The 24,372-nt window shown below is 43.7% G+C and carries 20 protein-coding genes and 1 pseudogene; 11 read left to right on the forward strand and 10 right to left on the reverse strand.

The window, feature by feature from the left end:
• Positions 1 to 9: 9 nt before the first annotated feature.
• Genes nuoH through SOO65_RS05395 form a run of 8 tightly spaced genes read left to right on the forward strand, consistent with a single transcriptional unit; the run spans position 10 to position 7,726 of the window.
• Entirely contained in the window at positions 10 to 1,077 is a 1,068-nt protein-coding gene (nuoH, locus tag SOO65_RS05360) for an NADH-quinone oxidoreductase subunit NuoH (RefSeq protein WP_321398105.1), read from the forward strand.
• A 9-nt stretch (positions 1,078 to 1,086) separates the two neighbouring features.
• A complete protein-coding gene (locus tag SOO65_RS05365) occupies positions 1,087 to 1,608 on the forward strand; it encodes a NuoI/complex I 23 kDa subunit family protein (protein WP_321398107.1) in 522 nt (173 codons plus the stop codon).
• The gene (locus SOO65_RS05370) at positions 1,605 to 2,129 is read left to right on the forward strand and encodes an NADH-quinone oxidoreductase subunit J family protein (protein ID WP_321398109.1); all 525 of its coding nucleotides are present in this window, start codon (positions 1,605 to 1,607) and stop codon (positions 2,127 to 2,129) included. Before SOO65_RS05365 ends, SOO65_RS05370 begins: the two co-directional genes overlap by 4 nt.
• Positions 2,130 to 2,138: 9 nt before the next feature.
• Positions 2,139 to 2,441, forward strand: a complete 303-nt coding sequence (gene nuoK, locus SOO65_RS05375) for an NADH-quinone oxidoreductase subunit NuoK (protein WP_321398111.1) — start codon at positions 2,139 to 2,141, stop codon at positions 2,439 to 2,441.
• Positions 2,441 to 4,423 (forward strand): NADH-quinone oxidoreductase subunit L, encoded by a 1,983-nt coding sequence (gene nuoL, locus SOO65_RS05380; protein WP_407676988.1) that lies wholly within the window; start codon positions 2,441 to 2,443, stop codon positions 4,421 to 4,423. The genes nuoK and nuoL overlap by 1 nt, the downstream gene beginning before the upstream one ends.
• A gap of 11 nt (positions 4,424 to 4,434) precedes the next feature.
• Positions 4,435 to 5,988 (forward strand): complex I subunit 4 family protein, encoded by a 1,554-nt coding sequence (locus SOO65_RS05385; protein ID WP_321398113.1) that lies wholly within the window; start codon positions 4,435 to 4,437, stop codon positions 5,986 to 5,988.
• A complete protein-coding gene (locus tag SOO65_RS05390) occupies positions 5,975 to 7,453 on the forward strand; it encodes an NADH-quinone oxidoreductase subunit N (protein ID WP_321398115.1) in 1,479 nt (492 codons plus the stop codon). The genes SOO65_RS05385 and SOO65_RS05390 overlap by 14 nt, the downstream gene beginning before the upstream one ends.
• 9 nt (positions 7,454 to 7,462) lie before the next feature.
• Positions 7,463 to 7,726 (forward strand): acylphosphatase, encoded by a 264-nt coding sequence (locus SOO65_RS05395; protein ID WP_321398117.1) that lies wholly within the window; start codon positions 7,463 to 7,465, stop codon positions 7,724 to 7,726.
• Between the two features lie 75 nt (positions 7,727 to 7,801).
• Here the strand turns inward: SOO65_RS05395 and SOO65_RS05400 are convergent, their stop codons facing one another.
• Positions 7,802 to 8,839: an outer membrane beta-barrel protein gene (locus SOO65_RS05400; RefSeq protein ID WP_321398119.1), complete on the reverse strand. Its 1,038-nt coding sequence runs from the start codon at positions 8,837 to 8,839 to the stop codon at positions 7,802 to 7,804.
• A gap of 1,176 nt (positions 8,840 to 10,015) precedes the next feature.
• Here SOO65_RS05400 and SOO65_RS20775 point away from each other — a divergent pair.
• A pseudogene (locus tag SOO65_RS20775) lies at positions 10,016 to 10,624 on the forward strand (methyl-accepting chemotaxis protein); the annotation flags it as partial.
• A gap of 39 nt (positions 10,625 to 10,663) precedes the next feature.
• On the opposite strand, the gene SOO65_RS05410 reads toward SOO65_RS20775, so the two are convergent.
• The 6 genes from SOO65_RS05410 to SOO65_RS05435 are packed head-to-tail and all read right to left on the reverse strand — an operon-like array spanning position 10,664 to position 16,171.
• Positions 10,664 to 11,290 (reverse strand): LysE family translocator, encoded by a 627-nt coding sequence (locus SOO65_RS05410; RefSeq protein WP_321398123.1) that lies wholly within the window; start codon positions 11,288 to 11,290, stop codon positions 10,664 to 10,666.
• Positions 11,290 to 11,709, reverse strand: a complete 420-nt coding sequence (locus tag SOO65_RS05415) for a response regulator (protein ID WP_321398125.1) — start codon at positions 11,707 to 11,709, stop codon at positions 11,290 to 11,292. The genes SOO65_RS05410 and SOO65_RS05415 overlap by 1 nt, the downstream gene beginning before the upstream one ends.
• The gene (locus SOO65_RS05420; protein ID WP_321398127.1) at positions 11,706 to 13,244 is read right to left on the reverse strand and encodes a hybrid sensor histidine kinase/response regulator; all 1,539 of its coding nucleotides are present in this window, start codon (positions 13,242 to 13,244) and stop codon (positions 11,706 to 11,708) included. Before SOO65_RS05420 ends, SOO65_RS05415 begins: the two co-directional genes overlap by 4 nt.
• A complete protein-coding gene (locus SOO65_RS05425) occupies positions 13,241 to 13,708 on the reverse strand; it encodes a hypothetical protein (RefSeq protein ID WP_321398129.1) in 468 nt (155 codons plus the stop codon). The genes SOO65_RS05420 and SOO65_RS05425 overlap by 4 nt, the downstream gene beginning before the upstream one ends.
• Positions 13,686 to 14,618: a hypothetical protein gene (locus SOO65_RS05430; protein ID WP_321398130.1), complete on the reverse strand. Its 933-nt coding sequence runs from the start codon at positions 14,616 to 14,618 to the stop codon at positions 13,686 to 13,688. The genes SOO65_RS05425 and SOO65_RS05430 overlap by 23 nt, the downstream gene beginning before the upstream one ends.
• Positions 14,615 to 16,171 (reverse strand): SpoIIE family protein phosphatase, encoded by a 1,557-nt coding sequence (locus SOO65_RS05435; RefSeq protein WP_321398132.1) that lies wholly within the window; start codon positions 16,169 to 16,171, stop codon positions 14,615 to 14,617. The genes SOO65_RS05430 and SOO65_RS05435 overlap by 4 nt, the downstream gene beginning before the upstream one ends.
• Positions 16,172 to 16,267: 96 nt before the next feature.
• Between SOO65_RS05435 and SOO65_RS05440 the strand changes: the two genes are divergently transcribed.
• Entirely contained in the window at positions 16,268 to 19,219 is a 2,952-nt protein-coding gene (locus SOO65_RS05440; RefSeq protein WP_321398135.1) for a FecR domain-containing protein, read from the forward strand.
• On the opposite strand, the gene SOO65_RS05445 is transcribed toward SOO65_RS05440, so the two are convergent.
• Positions 19,161 to 20,222 carry a hypothetical protein gene (locus SOO65_RS05445; RefSeq protein WP_321398137.1) on the reverse strand — a complete coding sequence of 354 codons (1,062 nt, stop codon included), beginning with the start codon at positions 20,220 to 20,222 and terminating at the stop codon, positions 19,161 to 19,163. The genes SOO65_RS05440 and SOO65_RS05445 overlap by 59 nt on opposite strands.
• Before the next feature lie 39 nt (positions 20,223 to 20,261).
• Positions 20,262 to 21,971, reverse strand: a complete 1,710-nt coding sequence (locus SOO65_RS05450) for a collagen-like domain-containing protein (protein ID WP_321398139.1) — start codon at positions 21,969 to 21,971, stop codon at positions 20,262 to 20,264.
• A gap of 264 nt (positions 21,972 to 22,235) precedes the next feature.
• Here SOO65_RS05450 and SOO65_RS05455 point away from each other — a divergent pair, with 264 nt between their 5' ends.
• Entirely contained in the window at positions 22,236 to 22,892 is a 657-nt protein-coding gene (locus tag SOO65_RS05455) for a PilZ domain-containing protein (protein WP_321398141.1), read from the forward strand.
• Here SOO65_RS05455 and SOO65_RS05460 read toward each other — a convergent pair.
• Complete coding sequence (locus SOO65_RS05460) at positions 22,889 to 24,322, reverse strand: BspA family leucine-rich repeat surface protein (protein WP_321398143.1); 1,434 nt, start codon at positions 24,320 to 24,322, stop codon at positions 22,889 to 22,891. The two genes, SOO65_RS05455 and SOO65_RS05460, sit on opposite strands and share 4 nt — an antisense overlap.
• Positions 24,323 to 24,372: the final 50 nt, after the last annotated feature.

Genomic DNA, 24,372 nt, shown 5'->3' on the forward strand with positions numbered 1-24,372 from the left:
GTTGGTGATATGGAATATTTTGATTTTATTCAGCTGATTGCAAAAATTCTTTTCGTAGTTGCCGTGTGCTTGTCGGTAGTACCAGTAATGGTATGGTTTGAGCGCCGTGGTTCTGCATGGATGCAAGGTCGAGTAGGCCCTAACCGTGTTGGACCGTTTGGTCTTCTTCAACCGCTTGCTGACGTGTTCAAGTTCTTCTGTAAAGAAGACTTCACTCCAGGTAACGCTAATAAATTTTACTACTACCTCGCTCCAATGGTTGCGTTGATTGCACCTCTATGTGCACTTGCAGTCATCCCATTCGGTAGCAAGGCCATCATTATGGGTCAGGAAGTTAACCTTCAAATTGGTAACTTCGATTCAGGTGTAATCTTCATTCTTGCTTTCGCAGGCCTTGAAGTTTACCCGCTGATTCTTGCTGGTTGGGCATCGAAGAACAAGTACTCAGTACTTGGTGCTCTTCGTGGTTCATCACAAATCGTTTCGTACGAGATCGCAATGGGTCTGGCACTTCTATCAATGATGGTGGTGTACGGATCATTTAATCCTCACGATATGGTTTCTTGGCAACAGAAGCACTACTGGGGAGCTTTAATCAACCCAATCGGTGCTCTTGTTTTCTGGATCTCGATCTTCGCAGAAACTAACCGTCTTCCTTTCGACTTACCTGAAGGTGAATCGGAAATCGTTGCTGGTTACCACCTTGAGTACGGTGCGATGAAATTCGCCCTGTTCTTCATGGCCGAGTACGTAGCGATGATTATGGCGTCTGCTCTCATCGCAACTCTGTTCTTCGGTGGATACGGAATCCTTCCGGGAATGAGCTTCGCGATCAATATGATTGTAGAACAATTCGGCTGGGGTGAAGTTGGTCTTCAAAACACGACTGCAGTGTTTGAGTTCCTGAGCTTCTTCACGAAAGTTGCTGTGTTCATGTTCATCTTCGTATGGGTACGTTGGACACTTCCACGTTTCCGTTTTGACCAGCTAATGGATTTGGGTTGGAAGATCCTTTTCCCGCTGTCACTTATTAACCTTGTGGCCGTCACTCTTGGCGTCTACTTTTTGAATCAATAGGAGGGCTTTGTGGGAACTATCAATATTTCAAAGAAGTACACCGCTAAAGAAAAAGCCTATATCCCGGCAATTCTTGTTGGTCTGAAAATCACAATGAAACACTTCATTAAGGGTTTCTTTTTCAGACATCACAATACTGTTATGTATCCTGAAGTGAAGCGTGATTACTCTGATCGTTTCAGAGGTAAACACTTCATCTCGGTTGACGCTAATAAAACTGAAAACTGTACTGCTTGTTACCTTTGCGAAACTATCTGTCCAGCTGAGTGTATCCACATCGTGGCGGACGAGCGTGAAGAAGAGAACAACCCATACGGAGTGAAGAAAGAGAAGAAGCCAGTAAGCTTCGATATCGATGCTCTTCGTTGTTGTTTCTGTGGTTTCTGTGAAGAGGCCTGTCCAAAAGACGCGATCAAGCTTTCTGGAAACTATGAGATGGCAGTATCTGCACGTCAGGACGCTATCTACGATCTTGATCTTCTTAAGCGTGATATGAACGGCAGAAAAGAAAAGACTGAGGTGAAGAAATGAATCCTATCATCCTAGTGCTGGGAGTAATCTCAGCGATTCTAGCTGTTAACATGCTAATTGCTAAAAACCCGATCACATCTGCAATGAGCCTTCTTGGTATCCTTCTTATGTCGGCCGGTATCTACGCTATGATCGGCGAGCACTTCATCGCAACTATTCAGTTAGTTGTTTATGCCGGTGCGATCATGGTTCTTTTCATTTTCTCAATCATGCTTCTTAACCTTTCTGATTCTGAAAGCGAGCTTAAGCGTAACCCTGGTATTTTCGCCGGTGCGGTTGCTCTAGGTCTTGGTCTTTTCGGTTTCATTGGCTACGCCATCAACGAGCACTTCCTGAATCACCGTAATGATGTGATTCCTGGTCAGTTCACTCCGGACGTTATCAACCAACTTGGTGGTAACTCAAAAGTTATGGCCCACTCACTGTTCACTCAGTACTACGTTTCTTTCGAAGTGATCACTCTGGCACTTCTGGTTGCGGTAGTGGGTGCAGTAGTACTAGCAAAAAGAAAATTTGATTAGGAACTTAATATGACAAACGAATTATACATTCAGCTTTTGGCCGCCTTCCTATTCACAATGGGTGTGCTAGTAGTTCTTCTTCGTCGTGACACTATTATGGTGCTTATGGGGATCGAGCTTCTTCTTAACGCTGCCAACTTATCACTGGTCGCTTTCTCGAAGACGAATTCAATGATTGATGGACAGCTTCAGGTGCTTTTCGTGATCGCACTTGCGGCGGCAGAATCAGCAGTTGGTCTTTCGATTCTGGTAAACCTTTACCGTAACTTCGGATCGATCAAAACTCAAAACGCAACAACTCTTAAAGGATAATGAACGTGGAAACGATGAACTCCCTGCTACCACTTCTTATTTTAATCTCGCCTTTGATCGGTTTCATGATCAATGGTGTGGTTCTCCCGCTAAAGCTTAAGGGCTTTGCTAAGACTGATCCAAATGTTGCCGGTGGTTTCGCCACTTTCTTCATTTTCTTGTCTTTCGTGATGGGCTGTATCGCTTTCTCACAACTGACTGGATCAACTTCTGAAAATCCTGCTGTTTATACTTACGTGTTCCAGTGGTTTGATTTCGGTGGTCTGAATATCCCTTTCGAACTTCGTATCGATAAGCTTTCAGGAATTCTGGTTCTGATCATCTCAGGTGTAGGAACTTTGATTCACCTTTACTCAACAAGCTATATGCACGATGAAGAGTGTGTTGGTCGTTACTTCTCGTACCTGAACCTCTTCTGTTTCTGTATGTTACTTCTCGTTATGGGTAACAACCTTCCACTTCTTTTCTTCGGATGGGAAGGTGTAGGTCTTTGTTCATATCTTCTGATCGGTTTCTGGTACACAGATACTGAAAAAGCGAACGCAGGTAAAAAAGCTTTCGTAGTTAACCGTGTAGGGGACCTTGGTTTCCTAATCGGTATGTTCCTTCTTTTCCGCGAACTAGGAACTCTATCTCTGACTGAAATCAATACGATGCTTGCTGATCCAACAGTTGTTGCTCGTATCATGCCTTCAGTGACTCTTATCTGTTTGGCCCTTTTCGTAGGTGCTACAGGTAAATCAGCCCAGATTCCTCTATATGTTTGGCTTCCAGATGCGATGAGCGGTCCGACTCCGGTTTCTGCTCTCATCCACGCTGCTACCATGGTAACTGCTGGCGTTTATATGATCGCTCGTCTGAACCCTCTGTTCGAGCTTTCTCCGGTTGCTCTTGAAGTCATCGCGCACGTTGGTGCTTTCACAGCGCTGTTCGCTGGCTCAATTGCCATCGCTCAGACCGACATCAAGAAGGTTCTTGCTTACTCAACTGTTTCTCAACTTGGTTTCATGTTCCTTGCTTGTGGTGTTGGTGCTTACCAAACTGCAGTATTCCACCTAATGACTCACGCTTTCTTTAAAGCGCTTCTGTTCCTAGGTTCTGGTTCAGTGATCCACGCTTGTTCTGGTGAACAAGATATGACGAAGATGGGCGGACTTAAGAAGTACTTACCTCATACGCATTTCACAATGCTTATCGGGTCACTTGCTATCTCTGGTATTCCGTTCTTCTCAGGTTTCTTCTCAAAAGACGAAATCCTTTATTCTTCAATCGCACTTCCTGGCGGCGTTTCGTACCTATTCCTTGTAGGTGTTCTAACAGCTGCTCTAACTGCGATTTATACAGGTCGTATGATGTCTCTTACTTTCTACAGTGAAGAGAGAATGTCTCATGATGTGAAACATCACCTTCATGAGTCACCAGCACTTATGACTTTCCCACTTTACGTTCTTGCCTTCCTTGCGGCGTTTGGTGGATTCCTTGGTGTTCCTCACTTACTAGGTGACTACCTTGGACACATGCCTCACTTCCTATCTCACTGGTTAGCTCCAGTGGTTCCAGCGAAGCACCTTCCTCTGGTTGGTGTGAAAATGCCTCTTCACGAGGGTGTAGTTATGGCCGGATCTTCAGTGATCGCCATCGCTTCATTCTTCGGTGGGGTAGCGCTGTTTAAAAAGATCACATTCATTTCTGATCTCGTAAGCGGTCTTGCTCCGGTTCAGAAACTTCTTTCTAACAAGTACTACATTGATGAGCTTTACGGCGTAATCGTTGTAAACCCAGTTAAGAAGATCTCAGCTTTCGCGGCCGGAATTGTTGATAAGTATGTTGTTGATGGTGCCGTTAACGGTCTAGGTCGCGGAGTTCGTGCAGTTGGCTCGACTCTTCGTGCGGTTCAGACTGGTGACCTTCAGACATACGGACTGATGATGCTAGGAGGAGTACTCCTGGTAGCGCTCTTCATTTTTAAAGTACTGGTTTAAGGAATATTGACATGGAAAATTCTTGCTTACTTTCATGGATCATTTTTACGCCGCTTCTCTTCGCGTTCCTGGTAATGATTTTACCAAAGAGCATGGAGCATCTTTTTCGTAAGATCGCTTTAGTTCAAACGCTAGTAAGTGCGCTTATTGCTACTTATCTCTACTCTCGTTTCGATGGTGGAGTTGCTGGAGCTCAACTGACTCACCTGGTGCCTTGGCTTCCGGAGTGGGGGATTAACTATCTCGTTTCAATCGACGGTATCAGCCTTCCACTTGTAATGCTTACTGCATTCGTTGGTCCGGTTGCTATCCTAGGAACTTGGCCTGATCTTTCTCACGGTGCTCAGCTTAAGAAAGAGAAGTTCTTCGTTATGTGTATCATGGCCCTTCAAACGGGTATGTACGGAACGTTCCTTTCAGCTGACCTCTTCTTGTTCTACTTCTTCTGGGAAGTGGTTCTAATCCCGATGTTCTTCATGATCGGTATTTGGGGTGGTAAAGATCGTATCTACGCAACTGTGAAGTTCTTCCTTTATACAATGGTGGGCTCACTTCTTATGCTTGTGGCGATCTTCTGGTTGATTAAGACGTCTGCTGAAGGCAATGGAACTCCATCTGCTGCTTACGAGACTCTTTCTGGCCTTAGTTTTGCTTTTGACGGTTCTTCTTTTGGTGCTGCACTTACTTCACCACAAAGCTTACTGTTCCTTGCGTTCGCTCTTGCCTTCGTGATCAAGGTTCCAATGGTTCCTTTCCACACTTGGCTTCCGGATGCTCACGTACAAGCTCCAACTGTTGGTTCAGTGTTCCTGGCCGCAGTTCTTCTTAAAATGGGTACATACGGTCTAATGCGTATCGCGATTCCGTTTTTTCCTCAAGCTGCCCACTACTTCTCGAGTGTGTTTATCGCTCTTGGTGTAATCGGCATCATCTATGGTGCTTTCTGTGCTCTCGCTCAGACAGACTTCAAGAAACTGGTTGCTTACTCTTCAGTTTCTCACATGGGTTACATCGTAGTTGGTCTTTTCTCTTTCCAGAAAATTGCAATTGCTGGTTCTCTTTACCAAATGATCAACCACGGTATTTCTGCCGGCGGTCTGTTCATGGTAGTAGGGTTCCTTTATGAAAGACTTCATACTCGTAACCTTGAAGACTTCGGTGGACTTGCGAAAGTTGTTCCTCTGATGGCGATTGGTTTCATGATCATGACTCTTTCTTCAGTAGCACTTCCTGGTTCGAACGGTTTCGTTGGGGAGTTCCCAATTCTTCTTGGTGCTTTCCAGGTTCACCCGTTCTTCGTTCTATTCGCTGGAACTGGTGTAATTCTTGGTGCGGTTTACGCACTTAAGGCCTACCAGATGGTTATGCTTGGACCAAAAACTCGTACGGATCTTGAACACCTTCACGATCTTAACTGCAGAGAAATTATCGCCATGGGCGTTCTGACAGTGTTCGTTTTCGGAATTGGTTTCTTCCCGAAAACTTTCTTCTGGAAATCAGACGCTGCCCTTGATGTTTACTCGAATACTCTTATTCAGAAAGTAGGTACATATGCTACTAAATGAAGTTTTTCCTCTAAATCCACTTAGTGGTGTTGAGCTATTAAGCCTAACTCCGCTTTTCATCCTGGCAGTTGGCGCGATTTTGTCGCTAATTGTTGGTACCCATAAAGAGAAAGGTCACACTTTCGCTTTTGGTGTGGCGTTTGTATCTCTGGTTTCTTGCTTGTTCGTATACGCTTCGACAGCAACGATCTCAGACATTTCAATCCTTGGTGAAACTCTGATCTTTAACCCGTTCACAAAAACGATTGCAGCGATGGCCACTGGCTTTGCTTTGATCGCGGTTGTTCTGACTTACGGACAAGATAAGAAAGAAGGTCTTCTTTCTGAGATCTACGCTCTTATCCAGTTCTCGACAGCGGGTATGATCCTGATGATGTCGACTCAGCACCTTCTGTTCTTGTTCATCGCCCTTGAGATCATGTCTCTAGCGATCTACATCATGGTGGCAATGAGACGTTCAAGCCGCTTCTCAGCTGAAGCTGGTCTTAAATACTTCATCCTTGGTGGTCTAGCTTCTGCTTTCCTTCTTTATGGATCATCTCTTATCTTCGGAGCAACTGGTTCTTTCCAACTTGGTACGATCAACACGTTCCTTCTAGCTCATAACGAGCCATCGTTCATTTTCTACGTTGGTCTTGGAATGGTACTAGTGGCGATGCTTTTCAAAGTTGGTGCGGTTCCTTTCCACGGATGGGTTCCTGACGTTTATCAAGGTGCTGCTACAAACGTAACGGGCTTCATGGGTGCTGCAGTTAAGTTCACAGCTTTCATGGCCCTTGCTCGTATCTGCCAAAACCTAGTGTTCGTTGACAACATCGTGGCGCTAAAGTGGTTTGAAACAACAATCTACGTAATCGCCGCTGCTTCAATGATCTACGGTAACTTTGTTGCGATTTCTCAGAATGAAATTAAACGTATGCTTTCTTTCTCTACAATCGCTCACACTGGTTACCTTCTTCTTGGTCTATACGCGATGAAACTTGGTGAAGAGTCTGCTCAGTCGGTTCTTCTTTACTTGTTCTTCTACGCTGTGGCGAACCTTGGTGCTTTCGCGGTTATTTCTCAATTCGAAGAGAAGAACCAGAAAGACCTTACTTTCGATCAGATTTCAGGCATGGGGGCAAAGCACCCGGTTCTAGGAACATTCTTCACGTTGTTCCTTCTTTCTATGGCCGGTATCCCACTTACTTCAGGTTTCATCGCGAAATACGGTCTATTCAGTTCAGCGGTTTACGCCGGAGAAATTCCTCTGGTTGTGATCGCGGTTCTAACGTCGGTAGTTTCGGTTTACTACTACCTACGCGTGATCGTTTATATGTTCATGAAAGATACAACTTCTGAAGCTGCTACTTACCAGGGTCTTAAAGGCGCTGGTTTGGCCGCTTTCTTATCAGCTGCTGCGACACTACAGTTCGGTCTTTTCCCAAGAGCGATTATTAGTTTCGTAAAAATGATTTCTAAGTAAGAGGACGATATGATTGCTAGAAAAATTACTTATCGTGGAAATTTTAATAACGAAAGCCTAGGGGATATCTTCAATATCACCCGCAATAACGAGATCACAGGTCTTGTTAAAAAGGTAAGCGATCAGGAAGTGGAACTAAGCCTAGAAGGCGATTCTGCTCAGATCAAACTTATTCAGCACCAGATTGAGCGTAAGGTTAAGTCGGCCATTAAAGACAAGTCGATTGAACCAATGCCTTATCAGTACTATGTAGGTGTTACTCTTCTCGCTTAACTATCCGGAAGGCCCCAGCAATGGGGCCTTTTTTTATTTGAATTAGAAAATTGGCCCCGTTTGGGGCCTTTTGTTTTAGAAGTGTGCGATGGCACCGATGGTGAACATTGAAGCATCACTTACCGTGCTGCCAGAATCTTTTACGAAGGCCTTATCATCTGCATGATTGCCTCGGTATTCAAGGTAAAGATTTAAGTTCTTATCAATGGCAATTTTGTCTGTAAGCGTGATTGAATTCACGCGATTGGCAGTTTTAAAATCGGCCGCACCGTTGATGGCATTAATATTATCTGCACCTGTTACATGTTCATATCTCGCGGCAAAATTATGAATGCCCATTGTGTAGCCGAGGGTTCCTGAAATCGACTGAGTGTAGAGAAGAGCAGAGTCTTTAGTGTCCGATGTACGATTCTCAAAAGTAGCCACGAAATTAAAATTCTCCCAAAACTTATATGAGAACCAAACACTTGCTCCTGTGTTATCCACTTTTTCAGTCGCATTCGTATCTCGAGAAGTGATGTAACCCGCAAACCAAGTAAAGTCTTGAACAGTTCCCGTTAATGAAATCTCAGTCGCCTTTGAAGTGCTGTTGTCATCTCCGAAAGAGCTGTTAGCAAAACGGTTGTAAGAAGATAAATTTACCGTTAGGTATTTGTGCGCGAAATATCTCGCTCTCAAACCATCTGCATAACCTGGATAAAGAGTTTGTCGTGAGATGGTATAGTTGTAAGTTAGATTGTTTGTTCTGAATGGTGATTCATAACCCATTGTCGTAAGAAAACGACCAAATCCAATGTCCAATTTAGGAGATAGTTTATAAAAAACTTCGAGTTGATAAAGCACACCAAGATTGGCAGTGTTTTGATTTCCATTCGTATCATAGGTCGTTGGTAGATAAAAAAGTCGGCTGAAGAAAGATAGTTTTTCGACATCTTTTTTCAGAAGTAATTGGGCGTAGTTGAAACGATATTGATTATCTTTTCCCCCTCCTGCTGCAGGGATTGCCTCGTCTCCTGTTGAGACTAAGTTGTAATCAAATGCGGCCTCACCACTTACCTTGAGGCCTTCAACTTCATATGCATAAGCATTAGAAAAAATTAATCCAGCCAGCAACAGTGATTTCTTTTTAAAGTTCAAAAGTAATTCCTTTTTTGAGTGATTTTGAGATTCTCATCGCGCAGGGATAGGGTTTGGTAGTAGGCAAAAATTAACCGATTAACTTCAAACAAACGTTTGGTTTCTGCACTGGCCCCTAGAGGCCAACCTTAATTTTTAATTTTTCTTAAGGATTCCTGATGTGAATTTTTTTTGTTCCGATATGATGATCGAAGAAAACGTGAGGTATTCAACATGGATGTTTTTTCGAAAGTAAAATGGCTTAATGCCTGTTCCATCGGTTTAATTATTGCTTTGTACGTGTGTCTTAGCACTTCTTTCTACTACCAGAAGCAGCTTACAAATTCGTATGAAACAAAAGAACTCTCTCTGAGATTGGCCCAAGAGTTTAAGAATGAATCTGCGGGGCTGACGAAAGCAGCACGTACATTCGTAGTAACGGGAGATTCAAAATATGAACAAGAATATTTTGATATCATCGCCATTCGTAATGGTGAAAAGGCTCGCCCGGACGGATCTAAAATTTCTGGTACTCAGCGCATGAAAGATGCGGGTTTCACAGAAGAAGAATTCAAACTTCTCAATGAAGCACAAAAGCGCTCAAGTGATCTGGTTCAAACTGAAACAATCGCCATGAATGCAGCCAAAGGATTATTTCAGGACGCTTCTGGTAACTTTACAGTGAAGAAAGATCCTGATTTCGAGATGGCGAGAAAGCTCATGCATGATGATAAGTACCACCAGTACTTAACGTATATTGCTGAACCGGTTAAAGCTTTCGAGGAAAAACTGGATGAACGTATTGAGTCGTTAGTTTCTTCTGCTCAGGTTTATGCAAACCTTGCCCTGGGAAGTATTGCAGTCATGATCATCGGTCTATCTCTTACAATGTATCTAGCTTCTAGAGCATTAAGAGATGGTATCAGACAACAAACTGAATCTCTGACTGAGTCTTATTCTCAAATTCGTGAACTAATTTCCAATCTTTCAGGTGCGAGCTCTGAGCTTTCGGCAGCTTCAACTGAATCTGCGGCATCTCTGGAAGAAACTGTGGCTTCTCTGGAAGAGTTTTCAAGCATGATCAAGCTCAACGCTGAAAATGCTAAGTCTGCTTCTGAATTGTCTAATATCTCTAAGACCGCAGCTGAAGAGGGTAGTCAGGAAATCAAAATTCTGATGAATTCAATGGACGAAATTGTGACTTCATCAAAAAAGATGGAGGAAATTATTTCGGTCATCAACGATATCGCTTTCCAAACCAATCTACTTGCTCTGAACGCAGCTGTTGAGGCCGCTCGTGCTGGTGAACAAGGTAAAGGTTTTGCGGTTGTGGCAGATGCAGTAAGAAGTCTTGCTCAAAGAAGTGCGACTTCAGCGAAAGAAATTTCGGATCTCATCTCGGCCTCTGTGACTCAAATTGAGCAAGGTCAAAATGTTGCTCAATCAAGTTCAACTGTCTTAAAGAAAATCGTGGATTCAGTAAATAAGGTTGCGAGCCTTAACGATGAAATTGCGACGGCGAGTGTGGAGCAAAGTAATGGTGTGAGCCAAATTTCTCAGGCCATGAACCAGCTGGATCACGTGACTCAAAGTAACGCTGCTTCTTCTTCAACGATTTCTTCTGCGGCGGCGGAGTTGGATGAATCTACAGAAAATTTAACGGCAACGATCACGAGTCTTGCGAATCTAACAGGACTGAAAACAGCGGGAGTCGAAAATCATCGCGCTCCGAGAACAGGTAAGCGTGGTCATTCTGATCACTTGGCATCGCAGGCCGGTTAATCAAAATCAAACATAAGGAGAGGTTCGCCTCTCCTTTTTTTATTTCAAAATAATCATTGTTCCCGCGAACAAAAAAAACATCGCAAACACGAAATTAATCCCACGTTCCGCTGTGAGATATCCCATCCTCACATTCTTCGTACTAAAAAGAACACTCACCACCATAAACCACAGAACAGTGAGGACACTCATATTCACACCGCACGCAATAAGAGTTGGTAGATTAGTTTCGGGTGGAATAATGGAAGTGAATAATCCTAAGGTGAAGAGAGTTGCTTTGGGATTAAGAATGTTAGTAAGAAAACCCTGACGAAGACCCGTCATCAATGTCTGCTCTTGAACTTTCTTTTCCGCGACCACTTCATGCACTGCCTTGGGGTTTCGGATTGCCCACAACGTAGAAAGACCCAGCCAGATTAAGTACAAGGCCCCGAGAATTTTTACGAACTCAAAAATCTGCGGAAATTTGTGAATGAGAATCGCGACTCCGCCCACGGCATAACTTACATGAAGAGCAATCCCCATTCCAAAACCGACCGCCGTGGCAAATCCCATATTGCGACCAAACTGGAGAGCATTGCGGACGGTAAGAACAAAATCAGGGCCGGGAGAAACGAGGGCCAGAAAGTGTAGGGAAGAGACAGCTAATAGGAGCTTTAGATCCATTAATCTGTCTCAACCTCAGGATTAATTTTGAGAATGTCAGACACTTGTTGAATAAGGTGCTGGCGAGTAAAGGGCTTCACAATAATGTGTTTCACATTTAGTTGAATCGCCGCCAGTACGTCTTCTTGTTGCAGATAACCAGAAATCAAAATGATTTTGAGCTTATTGTATTTCACTGAGTTTCTTAATTGCTCGATGAACTCAATACCTAATTTACCTGGCATCACGTGATCCATGATGACCAGATCAAATTCCTGGTTCAGAAACTTCTGCATGGCCTGAGCGGCATTAGGTGCGGCAACAACTGAATGAAAAGGAAATGCGGACTCCAAAAAGATTTTGATGAGTTCGCAGATTTTTTCTTCATCATCAATCACCAGGATATTCATTTCCTGTGGTCTTTTTGTGTTTGCACTCATTCTTTGCTCTCCTTGGGCTTCAAGGATAAAGCAATGGTCTTCATCACGTCATCGCGACTAAATGGTTTGATAATGAGACCACCGATATCGAGGTCCTTCTTATCTTTATTGAACTGTTCAATAAACTTTGAGCTCGTCATGTAAAGAATCGGGCCCTGGTAACCAATTTCACGGGCCTTATACGAAAACTCACTACCAGTCATGATAGGCATGTGGAAGTCAGTCACGATGAGGTCAATGTCGGCCTTCTGTAAGAAGGATAGGGCATCATGGGGATCAGATGATCCAATGAAAACATATCCAGCATCAGCAATAAAAGTATTAAGCACGTTCAGAATCTGAACTTCATTATCCAACACCAGGATACGTTTCTGATCTTTCTTACCGGTGAGTGACTTATCATTTCTCGTGTAACTGTAGGCCTCAATCAGAGGAAGTCTGATTCTGAAGTGACAGCCTTTCTGTGAATCCATGAGTTCCAGACGCCCACGGTGAGACTCAATGATTTTGGCACAAATCGAAAGTCCCAGACCTGTTCCTTTACCAACATCTTTGGTCGATTGAAACGGCTTGAAAAGATTCTGCTTAATGGCCTCTGGCATGCCCGGGCCATTATCAACAATGTCTAGGTAAGTTTGTTGATCCGTATCTGACTTAGAAAGAGTGATCTTGATAATTCCGTTAGGGACTCCCGTTTCTGAGATGGCATCAATCGAGTTCTTAATGAGGTTAATAACCACTTGCTCAAGCTTAATTCGGTTAACGAGAACCACTGGATGCTCACGGTAATCTCTTTCGATTGAAACATTGGCCTTCTTTGCAGTAGGGCCGATCCATTCAATTGAGGCCTCCACTATATTGGCCAAATCACAATATTCTTTTTGTTCTTCACTCTGGTGAAGAAAGTCTTTCATGTTTTTGATGATCTGATTCACGCGTTCAAGTGAATCAAGGACCGTCTGGTTCGCACTCTTTAAACGATCCACTTTTGTCGCTAGATTAGCAGAACCCAGGTAGTCCTTAATGATTTCAGAGTGGCCGGCGGCAATCGTAAGTGGGTTATTGATTTCGTGGGAAATATTGGCGGTCAATTCCCCAAGAGTCGTAAGTTTGTCGGCCTGAAGAATCTGGCTATGAGTTTTTTTAAGTTCCTCTAATTGATCACGATACTTGCTGTGAAGATTGGTTTCCACTGTCTTATCGTGGAAAATCACAGCAAAATTCGCTCCCTTGTCCGATTGCACTGGTACCAGCTTCAAAATAATGAAGTACTCAGTCTCAGGGTCATGGGGGAGGGTCATTTTGATTTCCGGAGAAATCAAAACATCAAAACTCAAAAGAGCCTTTGATAGCCAGTCCTCAATATCAAAACCCACTGAATCACAAAGTTGGATCAGGTGATTCTTTTGCTTTAATACGCGAGGAGGAAGCTTAAAAAAGATGCTCGCCTGGTTATTAAAATAAACCAGCTCTTGCTTTTGGTTCATCACCACTACAGGGTCAAATAAATGATCAAAGGCCAAAAAATCGTTCATACTTTCCCTAGAAAACTAAAGTACTGGGCCTCGATGGCATCAAAGTCCATCTCATCACCACACTTCGGGCACTCCATTTTTGGGGCCTTGCGATTTTTCACCTGATCTGCTTTCAGATGAACTTTATTTTCTTTGTCACACTTCTCACAGAAGTAAGGAGCGTAGAAAGAGTTAATGGAAGCTCCCTTACGGAAGAAACCATGGACCATATTGATTTGTTCAATGATGATCTGTGGACAATTGTTATAGATGATATGGGTCGACTCAGGAATTTTCTCAATGAACTTGATCCACTCGCGGATTCCGCAAGAGTTGATCATTGAGACCTTATCGAAATCAAACGAAATGGTTTTTTGCTCAAGACCAATAAGCTCTTTAAAGTCTGCATCTTCATCAATTGAACCAATCAATTCGACGTTCAATTCATCTTGTAAGATCTGCTTATTTATCGTTAGTCTTTTCACCGGGTACCTCTTGAAAGAAATGAAATGAACGAATACGTTGCTTATAGTTTTTGTAACGTTTGTTTTTATCAATAATGCACAAAACTTCTGTGCGGAAATTCTCGCGGTAGTTAATGATGAACTGATTACTATGAAGGAAGGTCAAGTACAGACCCAGACCTGCTCCATCTTTCTTCTCCATCACGGTCTTTTCATTGAAGCTTCGTTTTAAGCTTGCAATTAGAAGCTCGTAAGAGAGTCCACCAAATGAGTCTTGCACTGAAAGGGCAACACCCATGTCATTCATACCCAAAGTTACCTGCACCAGATCCGAACCCTTCAGGAACACCGGGCTTCTGCGGTCAACGCTATCAAGGCCCTGTTCTTGTCGTTTTTTATTCGGTCCCTTATACAGAGAGTTCGAGATCAGTTCGTTTGCCATCACCTGAATGTATTCAATCGGTGAAGAGAAATAATCTTGGAAATCAAAGTTCCCGAGAGCATCCTGGATCATTTCATTAGTATGTTTTGAGTCTGACAAAGAAATGATCTTGATGTCAGAATCATCACCCATATAGGGTTTTAGACCCCAGATCTTTTTCTCAAATGTTTTTTTGAAACTACACATGATCTCTGTGCCATAGATTTGTTCGTTCAAACCTACCAGGTGATAAAGTTCATGCTGTTCCACCAGTTTCATATTGTCTTCATCTGTGCCACTGGAGAGGACATAGAGGAATTGTTTCTTGATGGCCTTAAATTCTGCCATTCTTTCTTTAAAGGTCTCAACGTCGCAAACAACGAAGTGATCTTCTTTATATTCATTCAGATCAGGAGCATCGTGAACAATGAAATGAGTTGAGTTAGCTGAACTTTTCAGTTGTTCGAAAACCTTCGGGTCTTTGGCGTAAACTGCAACATGCGCATTCATGAGATTACCTTCATTGATACGGCCGTTAAATCGTCATCTTTTGGTTTGTCTGAAATAAAGACCTGAAAATCTCCCATCACTCCCTTGATAATCTCTTCCGGTGATCCTAGTCCATGCTGGACTAAAGACTTGATCAGACGTCTTTCACCGTAACGGGTGCCTTCAGCGTTCTCTGCTTCTGTTAAGCCGTCTGTATAGAAAAAGATAGTATCATGGGTCTTGAGATTCAAAGTCTCACAATCAAATTTTGAGTCTAGCTTTTGTCCTAATCTTGGACCATTTGCCTCGATAAGTGGCTGAAAGTTGTCCTTTCCGAGCTCTGCCTGACCCCCGTTAAAGAGGAGTGGAGGAGTATGAGAGGCGTTTGAAAACTTAAACTCGTGGGTCTTCCGGTTGAAACTGGCAACAAAACATGTCACCTGAATCTCTTTACCGGCCCCGCAAACCGCCTGATTCATGAAGCGCAGAATTTCATTTGGCTCTGAGAGAATCTGTGGTCGAGTTTCCTGAATAAATCCGAGCAAGGTTTTGCAGCAGTTGATCGTTGCCGTTAAAAGGGCCGCGGGGACGCCATGTCCAGTCGCATCCGCAATAAAGAACACTCGCCAGTCTCCTTGATCATAAAATCCCCACCAGTCACCACCACACTCAGTGGCCGGTTCAAAGTGACCGTGAGTTGAGAGGACATTATCTGAAAGCGAGTCAGTTGGAAAAAATGATGATTGAACTAATTGCGCTACTTGAACTTCATTTTCTAAACGGGCCTTCTCTTTCATCTCTTCCATGAATACGACAATCTTATCGGCCATATCATTTACTGAATCTGAAAGTGCGCCAACTTCATCACTACCTTTAATCGACACGCGCTTGGTGAAATTACCCTTGGCAATTTCCTGGGTCATTCCAAAAAGAGTTTCCAATTGAGCGGTAAGTGGTTTCGCCAGGAAAACAGATAAGAGCATGGCCATACCAAGGATGAACACACCATAGAGCATGGATTTATTAATCAAGTATTGTGTGACTGAGAAGGCCTTCTCTTGCGAGAGCATCACGACATAGATGTAGTTAAGCTGAGGATTGTAGTCATAGGCGTAAAGATACTTCACTCCATCGAGTTTAATTTCTTTTACGGCCTGATTAATGGACTGTTTTGTGATGTCGGTCAAAAGTTCGGCTTCAAGAGGAGAGACTTGCGATAGCTTTCCATTTTTCCACTGGAGGAAGCTCGTTTGTTCAGGAATTACAATTTTTACATCGTAAGTCGATTCTTTCTCGAGTTGTTCTTTTAAAAGAGGGACGGGATCAGCGTCATTGAAAACTAAATTTGAATTTTTGATTTTGAATGTTCCATCTCCCAGTTTCTGAGAGAGGATAATCTGCTCTGAAGACGCTTCTGAGAGGAGTGTTTCAAAGATGTAGGCGGATTTATCTTCCTTGAAAGTCTTCAATGCAATTCCGACAAACACGATCAGTGAAGCCGCAATGAGCACAATCATTACTGTCAGAAGCTTTAATTTCAGAGGGAAGCGAACTTGCCTCATGGTAGACGCCATCAAAAATCCTTTTTTATGGTATCTCCATTATAACTAAGGTTGAGGGTAATTTAAGCCTACCCTTTTTACCTAGTTGCGGTCTGTTACACTATTAACATGATGTCCCGACGTATTGACCAGATTCTCGTTGCCCTAGGGGCGATGTTGATACTGATCAGTTCTTATCAATTATTCTTTCAGAAGTCTGAGAGCGAGGAAGGCCTTGCTTTGGGAAGACTTACGTCTACGATGTCGGTCGTTAAGACCAAGCGCGCACTTTCTCTTGATTGGCGAGATGCTAATTCTGGAAATGAACTTACCGAGAATCAATTAATCTACACCGACAATAATTCCAGTGCTGAAGTCGAGTTCACCCAAGGGAGTTCACTTGCCATTGGTGAAAATTCTCTCGTAAAACTAAAAACTGCCGGAAAAGAGCAGTCGATGGATTTAGAGAAGGGATTTATCCGTGCGAAGATCGATGAGGATCAACCGATTATCGTTCAGATGAATGGTGAGAATTATCTCGTGAGTGGTAAGGACGCCGACATTCAAATCAATCTCCAGGATGAAAAAGGGGAGATTGGTGTGTTAAAGGGTGAAGTCAAAGTTGAAGGTGCGGGGATGAATACCAACCTCAACACTGAAACCGCCCTAAGCATCGATGGTGAAAGGGTCTCAAAGAAAGCGATTTATTTTAGGACTACCGCACCCGGGCAGGGAGAAGTTCAATACTCAGTTCTTAATCCAACTTCGGTGCGCTTTAACTGGGAACCTCAGGAAGAAGCGAAGGTCTTAGTTTCTAAAAGCCAGACTTTAAAAAATGCTCAGGAGTTCTCGGGCCTCAGTGGAATTCAAGGTGAACTCTCGCCGGGACTTTATTACTTCCGCGTGGAAAGTGAGAAAGGACTTTCCCTCATTACTCCGTTCAGAATCATTCAAGAAACACAACCAAAGCTTCTTCGACCGCTTAATGGTGAAGAGGTAAGTGTCCTCGATAACTCGGTTCTTCTTCAGTGGAAAAACGACGAGCGTCTTAACTTTGAACTTCAATGGAAAATGGGTGAAGAAGTTAAGTCTCAAAAAGTTTCTTCAGGCAGTGCTCTCATCAGAGCTAGTCACTCTGGAGCCTTAGAGTGGAGAGTTAAAATTGATAGCGATAAACGCCCGGAAGCCCTGTGGAGTGATTGGCAGAAAGTTCAGGTTAATCTTATTCCTCTGCCGGCAGTTCCTACAGATCTCGCTCCTCATGAAGTTGAGTTTCAGACCTATGATAAGCCGAACGAAAAAATCGATCTTTCATGGAAATCTTCTCTTCCGGTTGAATTAGAAATTTTGGATCCCTCTGGTAAGACCTTTACCAAAAACATCGCAGAAAATAATTTTGAATGGGTCGCCAACTCAGGTGGTATTTATAAATGGCGTCTTCGCTCAATGGATAATCATTTAAGGGCGAGTGATTGGAGTGAATGGAAGACTTTTGTTCTGGAAGATCTTTCTCAGGTAAAAAACACTGAAGGCATTCAACGCATTCAACTTAAAAAACCAGATCAATCTGTGACCTTCTCGTGGAAAACGGCAGAGGGGAGCACCAGCGTGTTTGAACTCGCGAAGGACGCTCAATTCAAACAAATTGTTAAACGTATTGAGGCGAATCAAGACACTGCGAAAATTTCAATTCCCGAAGTCGGTGCTTACTACTGGAGAAGTCGTGAGATTCTGGCCGACGGAACTCTCAACGTGAGTGAACCGAAACGCGTGATCATCGAGCCAGTACCTGCTCCTACGAAACCTGAGAAACTACCAGATCTTGAAGTTCCTCTGGAAGAACTCCCAACCACATCTTCTTTTAGTTTTTGGGACCTCATTATCCCGTCTGCCCATGCAGATGAACTAAAAGGGATGGCAAAAATTGAACTTCCAACTAAGGAAGAAGCTAAGAGCTTTATCATCAGAATCTATAAAGATGAGTCGCTTTCTGAGCTTGTGTATGAAGCTAAATCAACAGACAAGACCTTTATCTGGAAAGCGGCCACTCCGGGAACTTACTACTGGCAGTACGCTATTGTAGATTTTTGGGAACGACAAAGTTTATTCAGTGATCCGGCTGTCCTCACCATTACCGGTGAGCTTGTTGCTGATCCTGTTCAACCAAAACTTGTTTCACCGATTCGTGCTCAGGAAGTGAAACCTGAGGATTTGATCCTCAGGTGGCGTGACTCTGAAGAGAATGATCATTACCGGGTTGAAGTTTCTCGAGATAATAAATTTGAAAAACTTCTCGTTAAGAAAGAGACCAAAAAGTCTGAAATAAATCTTTCGGATTATAATTTGTCTCCTCAGCTTTTTTATTGGCGCGTAACTGCGTTCAATAAAAAGAAAAAAGAAATCATGAGTAACACTGGTCGCTTCATTGTTCGTGAAGAAGAGAATATTCCTGAAATGAAAGCTTCTCCAGTCACAACTCCAGTGGAATGGACTAAGAAGTGGAAGACGCGTTTAAGTCTTGCCTGGAATCCTTCAATGGATAGCTACAAATTTTCTCAGAACGGAGAAGACGGAAAAATTGATGGTAATGCCCTTATGGGTGTCACTCTCAGTGGTTCGAAATTTTTTGAGAGAGGAGTTTTGTCCGGAGAAGTTCTCAGACAGACCGGTAAAGTTTTTGAGGGCGAGAGCTACCTCTTTCAACGCCTTCTTTTTGATTACGTGTATACCTGGAATCTTTCCCGCAATCACCGCTTCGGCATTGGCCTTGCTCTTGGCCAGAGTAGTGGACAGGCCTATGAAATACAGGACGATGGAGTAAAAGCAAAATCAGTTTCAGGACTTTCTTATGGAGTTTCTATTCGGGATTTTGTAAGTTTCTCAGAAAAATGGGAAATGCAATCTAAACTCTTTTATCTCACTGGAGAGATCACTCAACTGGAAGTTGGCGCTGATTTCCTACGTCACATGAAGAATTATTATGTCTTAGGTGGGGTAGGATATGCTTCGAGAAGTTACTCAATTAGCTCTGGCGAGCAGACTTCACTAAAAGTTTCTTTGGGGCTCGGAAAAGAGTTTTAATCAAAGCACCCATCATAAGCGCCATCACAAAACCTGAAAGCATCTGAAAAGTTTCGTTCTTATTTTCTTTTGCCACACCGATTGTGCCGCAGCTGATATCAGAGGAGAGTTTTCTTCCACTTGAAGTAAAGTTACCAATACCTGTTCCATCATTAATGTCAGCGACGCCGATTTGAATTCTAAAAATTCCCCCTGCACCGTTACCATTTTGGCTAGTTGAAGTTCGGGGTTGGGGACTTGTTCCGCCATTGCCACCAGTAACGTCAAAGATGCCTTTATTCACAATATTTGTGTCAGAGTGAATCCAGATAATTCCACCTGAACCTCCACCGCCTGGGCCACCTTTATTAGTAGCATTACCACCATTTCCACCACGAGCAGAAATTCGTACACCTTTTTTAATTGTGATGGTTCCTGTCGCATGAATGTAGAGACCGCCGCCTCCGCCGCCGCCAGCGCCTACTTCAAAGGGGGTACTGAAGGCACCGGCACCACCACCAAATCCACCACGGATCGTTCCTGGAAAAGCAAATGCATTCCCTCCAACACCTGTTGCAGTCGTTGCCGCTGCACAAGTTGAACCACTTTGACCTTGTTCATAGAGTCCACCACCGCCGCCACCGTTACCGCATAGGGGATCATCACTCACAGGAGTTAATCCATTTCCATTTGCTCCGTCTCCGCCATTGTCTGGGAAGCCGATTGTAGTACCACCACCATTTTCCGCTCCCGGACCTCCAACTCCTCCTGAAGAAGTTGCAACGGCAATATTACCGCCGGCAAGTCCATCAAGGATAATGTCTGCGTTGATTTCTACATCACCGTTAACATCAATTTCTAAGGCAGGACCACTTAATCCACGGAGATCAATGGGCGTATCTATTACGAGATGAGTACATGCAGGAATAGAGGATGGATCATCAACATCTGTTGAAACACAGTCAGGCGGGGCTGCAAGCAATGCTTGGGATGATAGGGCCAGGACAAATAAAAAAAGCCTCATAAGAGCATGGTAACTTGCTCTTATGAGGCGTGCAAACGGTTATTGTTTCTTGATAATTTTGATCTGGGTATAAACTTCCGGAGATCCAAAGCTGGCCGCAATACCGAAGGCAAAGTTCGTTTTATCGCTGGCACAACGGTGTTGAATCTCAAAAGTACTTGCCTGAGTCACAATGATTTCACCTGTAATCACCGAACTTGAAACCGATGGTGAAGTAGGGTGCGACACCACAGTACTTCCGTATAAAACGTCAGAGTTTGTTTCAATCACTTTCAACTTCGCTTGGTGCTGAGAAATTGCATAACCTGGAACTGAAGCTTCAATGAAGTATGTTCCTGGTTGAAGCACGAAACGGTTATTACTAAGTGAGATGAATTGGTTATCACCGCCAAGAGTATTGAGAGTTCTTGTTACCCAACCTTGAGCTGAGGCATATGAACCACCATGAGTACCAGATGGTTTTTCGTCACGAAGGTAAGCGATTTGGCTCATGCCTGCTTCACCTTTGTCACCTTTCTCACCTTTAGCACCGGCCGGACCAGCAGGACCTTGTGGGCCTGCTTCACCTTGAAGACCTTGTGGACCTTGAGCACCCGGTAGACCAGGAAGACCCATTGGACCTTGCGGACCTTGGGCACCAGTTGCACCGGTATCACCTTTAGGGCCTTGAGCACCAGCTACACCTTGATCACCTTTTGGACCTTGTGGACCAGCAGCACCTGCTGCACCCGGAGCTCCATCAGCACCTGCGGGACCCATTGGCCCTTGCGGACCAACAGCACCAACTGGACCTGCAGGACCTTGTGGCCCAGCTGCGCCAGCATCACCTTTTGGACCAACAGGACCAACTGCACCGGTTAGACCTTGAGTACCTTGGGGACCGGCAGGACCTTGTGGACCAGTATCACCTTTGGGACCTTGCGGACCAACTGCACCCGGAGCTCCAGCAGGACCTTGCGGACCAATTGCTCCTGCAACACCAGCAGGACCTTGAGGGCCAATCGCACCCGCTACACCAGCATCACCTTTTTCACCTTTATCGCCTTTGTCTCCCTTGTCACCTTTATCACCCTTCGCACCAGCAGGACCTGCTGGACCCATCGGGCCCGCTTCACCTTGAGGACCCATTGGACCTTGTTCACCAGCACCACCGCTTGGAAGATCTAAATCAGCAATGTCTGCTGGAACCCAAGCTTCACCATTGAACATTAAAACTTGTCCCTCGGTGGCCTGGATATAAGGGAAGACAAGACCGTAAGCAACTTCATCAGCGCGAACAACTTTCAATTCAGCTTGAAGAGTTGCGCGATCACTTGAAGCATTATTAAGACGAAGTTCTACTTTGCTGTTCACGTAGACGTCGTCCTTTGACCGAGATCCATCAGAACAACTTTGTAGATAATAGACTTTGTTAACGAGGACGCTATTTCCGCGAGGAGAGTAGTTACAAATCATATTGTTATCGAAAACAATCTGACCGGAAGTTGCACTCACTTTCCCATATCCACTCGTTAGATAGATATAAGAAGGAACTTCTAAAATACCTTTGAAGCTAACGACCTTAGGTGAAAACTTAAGTGAGGGAACTGTTTCACGGCCTGCACTTAGTTTAAGTGTCTTGGATTTGTTACCTAAGAGTTTTTTAATGATGCTTTCCCAAACATCATTACCGTTACCTGCATAGGCCGGAGCCGTTGCGAGCATCGCTGTAAAAGGTAGAACCCAAAAGTTTTTTAACTTACGTGCCATTTGAACCTTCTGGTTTGTTTGAAACCATTTTAAAGTCTTTTCTGAGTAATCTGGTCTAAAAACAAAGTTTCGAAGGGTTATCGGCGAAAGCATTATTCCACTTGATAAGAAAAGTTGGGTTTTCCTCGAAAAATGGGCTCAAAAGGAGAGTGTTAAAACAGGCTTAATAAAGATAGCCAATAGTTTTTGGAAGGCCTGGAATAGCTAAGTTATTGAACATCATTAAATGTTGAGTTGAACCCGAAGGTCTTTATAATCTCCTTCATGCAACAATACGCTACAGCTACAAATCGTGACGAAATTATCAAACTTGTACAGAAGAAATTTGAAGCTTTTGCCACTGTCTCTGTTTGGCAGAAAGATCCAAAGTCAGAACAAAGAACGTTCTTATGTGAAGGGAAGTTTTCATCAATTGATACTTATGAAGGTATCTTCATGGTGGATCTAGACCCTGCTCAGATGAAGAACTTCAAAAAAGATCTGGATACTTACTTTCTTTTCGAGGCCCAGGGTCTAGTGTTTAAAACAAGACCATCTCCCTATATGGAAATTAAAAGTGCTGTGGTGGCCTTTAGTTTTCCTCAATCTGTGAAGCTGAAAGAACTTCGCTCTCATCCAAGAATTTATTTTTCTGATGATGATAAGAGAACTGTGTCTGTGCGCTTTCGCGACAAGAACGGTGCCGGGAAAATTGCAGTGTTTTGTCCCATCTACAATATTTCGAAGAGTGGAATTTGTATCATCGTCACCAAGGAAACTCTTAGTAATGCCAAGTTAAATGAGGCCATCGAGATTCAAGGCCTGAGCTTTTTTGAGGAACTCTCAGATGAGATCAAGGCCGTGGTTAAAAATGCCAGGGTCTTTAAGAAAGGCTTCGCCACTGATGATAGCTATGCGCTTGGACTCGAATTTCAATTTTAATTACATGGTTTACTGAATAAATCACCCGTGCCCGGTGATCCACCTTGGTCACAAATAACCTGAAGGCCCGGATTGCTTGCGTTCCAGATAAATGTGTAGGAAGTCACTGCCGATACGTCCCAGTTGGTTGCATTGATTGATGTGAGATTGGTCGTTCCTACAAACATGCCATCCATCCATTCTATATTGCTCGTATTAAAGTGTGATAAGTTGAGAGTCGTCAAACTCGTGGCACTTTGAAACATACTGATCATGTCGGTGACTGATGAGGTGTTGAAACTTGAGAGATTAAGTGTCGCTAGATTGCTTGTAAGTCGGAACATGGAATTCATACTTGTGACATTAGAAGTGTTGAAGCTTGAAAGATCTAAGCTCGAGACACTAGAGCCCCAGAACATTCCGTGCATGGAGGTTACAGCAGAGGTATTAAAGTTTGAAAGGTCTAAGGACGTGGCAGCATTATAGTTAAACATATAATCCATGTCCGTTACTGCTGCCGTATTAAAGTTTGAAACATCAAGAGAAGTAAGCTGATGAGTTTCGGAGAACATTTCGGACATATCTGTCACGGCCGCGGTATCAAAGGATGAAAGATCTACATGGGTAAGATTGGTATTGAATGAAAACATAGAGCTCATGTTGGTCACTTCAGAAGTATCACCACCTGCAAAAGAAACGAGGTTGTCGCAGCCAGCGAACGCGTTTTCAAGATTTTTCCATCCCAGGCCCCCGAGTTCCACGACCTCGATAATGTTGCTGCTACTACTGTCATAGTCAAAGAACCAGGCCTCGGCGAGTCCAGTGATGACCACCGTATAAATGCCGGCATTAACATAGTTGTGAGTTTTGTCCGGATCAGCATCAGAAGTGATTGTGCTAGTCGGTGTTCCATCACCCCAATCAACTACCATGTTGTAATTATAACCAGCTCTCAGTGGGAGAGTGATGGTTTCGTTGGGACCTGTTGTTTCCCATCTGGAAGTGAATGGTAGAGGAGGTTTTACTTCAAGTTTAAAAATTTCTTCGTCGGTAGTGCTCTCAGCAGTCGCCGTGATTTTAATTTCGTAGTTTCCGCTCTGACTTCCATTAGGGGTCCAAGTTAAAACACCGGTTGAAGTATTGAACGAAAGACCGGGAATTAATGTACAGTCATTGGTGTTTGCCACGGCCGCATCAACAGTCATGTCGTAGAAGCAAGTATAAGTGATGGGGTTTCCATCTCCGTCCACATCGCCGTTGGTACTGTTGTCATTCACATCGATCGTGATGGATCTACCTTCATAGACAATCTTATCTGAAATGTTGGCGATGCTTGGCGCACCCACTGATACTGGGCCGTTATTTGTGAAATTATCAAAGGACGCTTTAATGTGGTTATTACAACCAGTGGTTGTTAACAGGATAGAAATGAATAAAAGAAACCTAAGCACAACAGCTCCTGATTAAAACCTCTTAAATCTCTATCGGGTGAATAAGGAGA

The sequence above is a fragment of the Peredibacter starrii genome, assembly GCF_034259205.1.
Classification (GTDB): Bacteria; Bdellovibrionota; Bacteriovoracia; order Bacteriovoracales; family Bacteriovoracaceae; genus Peredibacter; species Peredibacter starrii.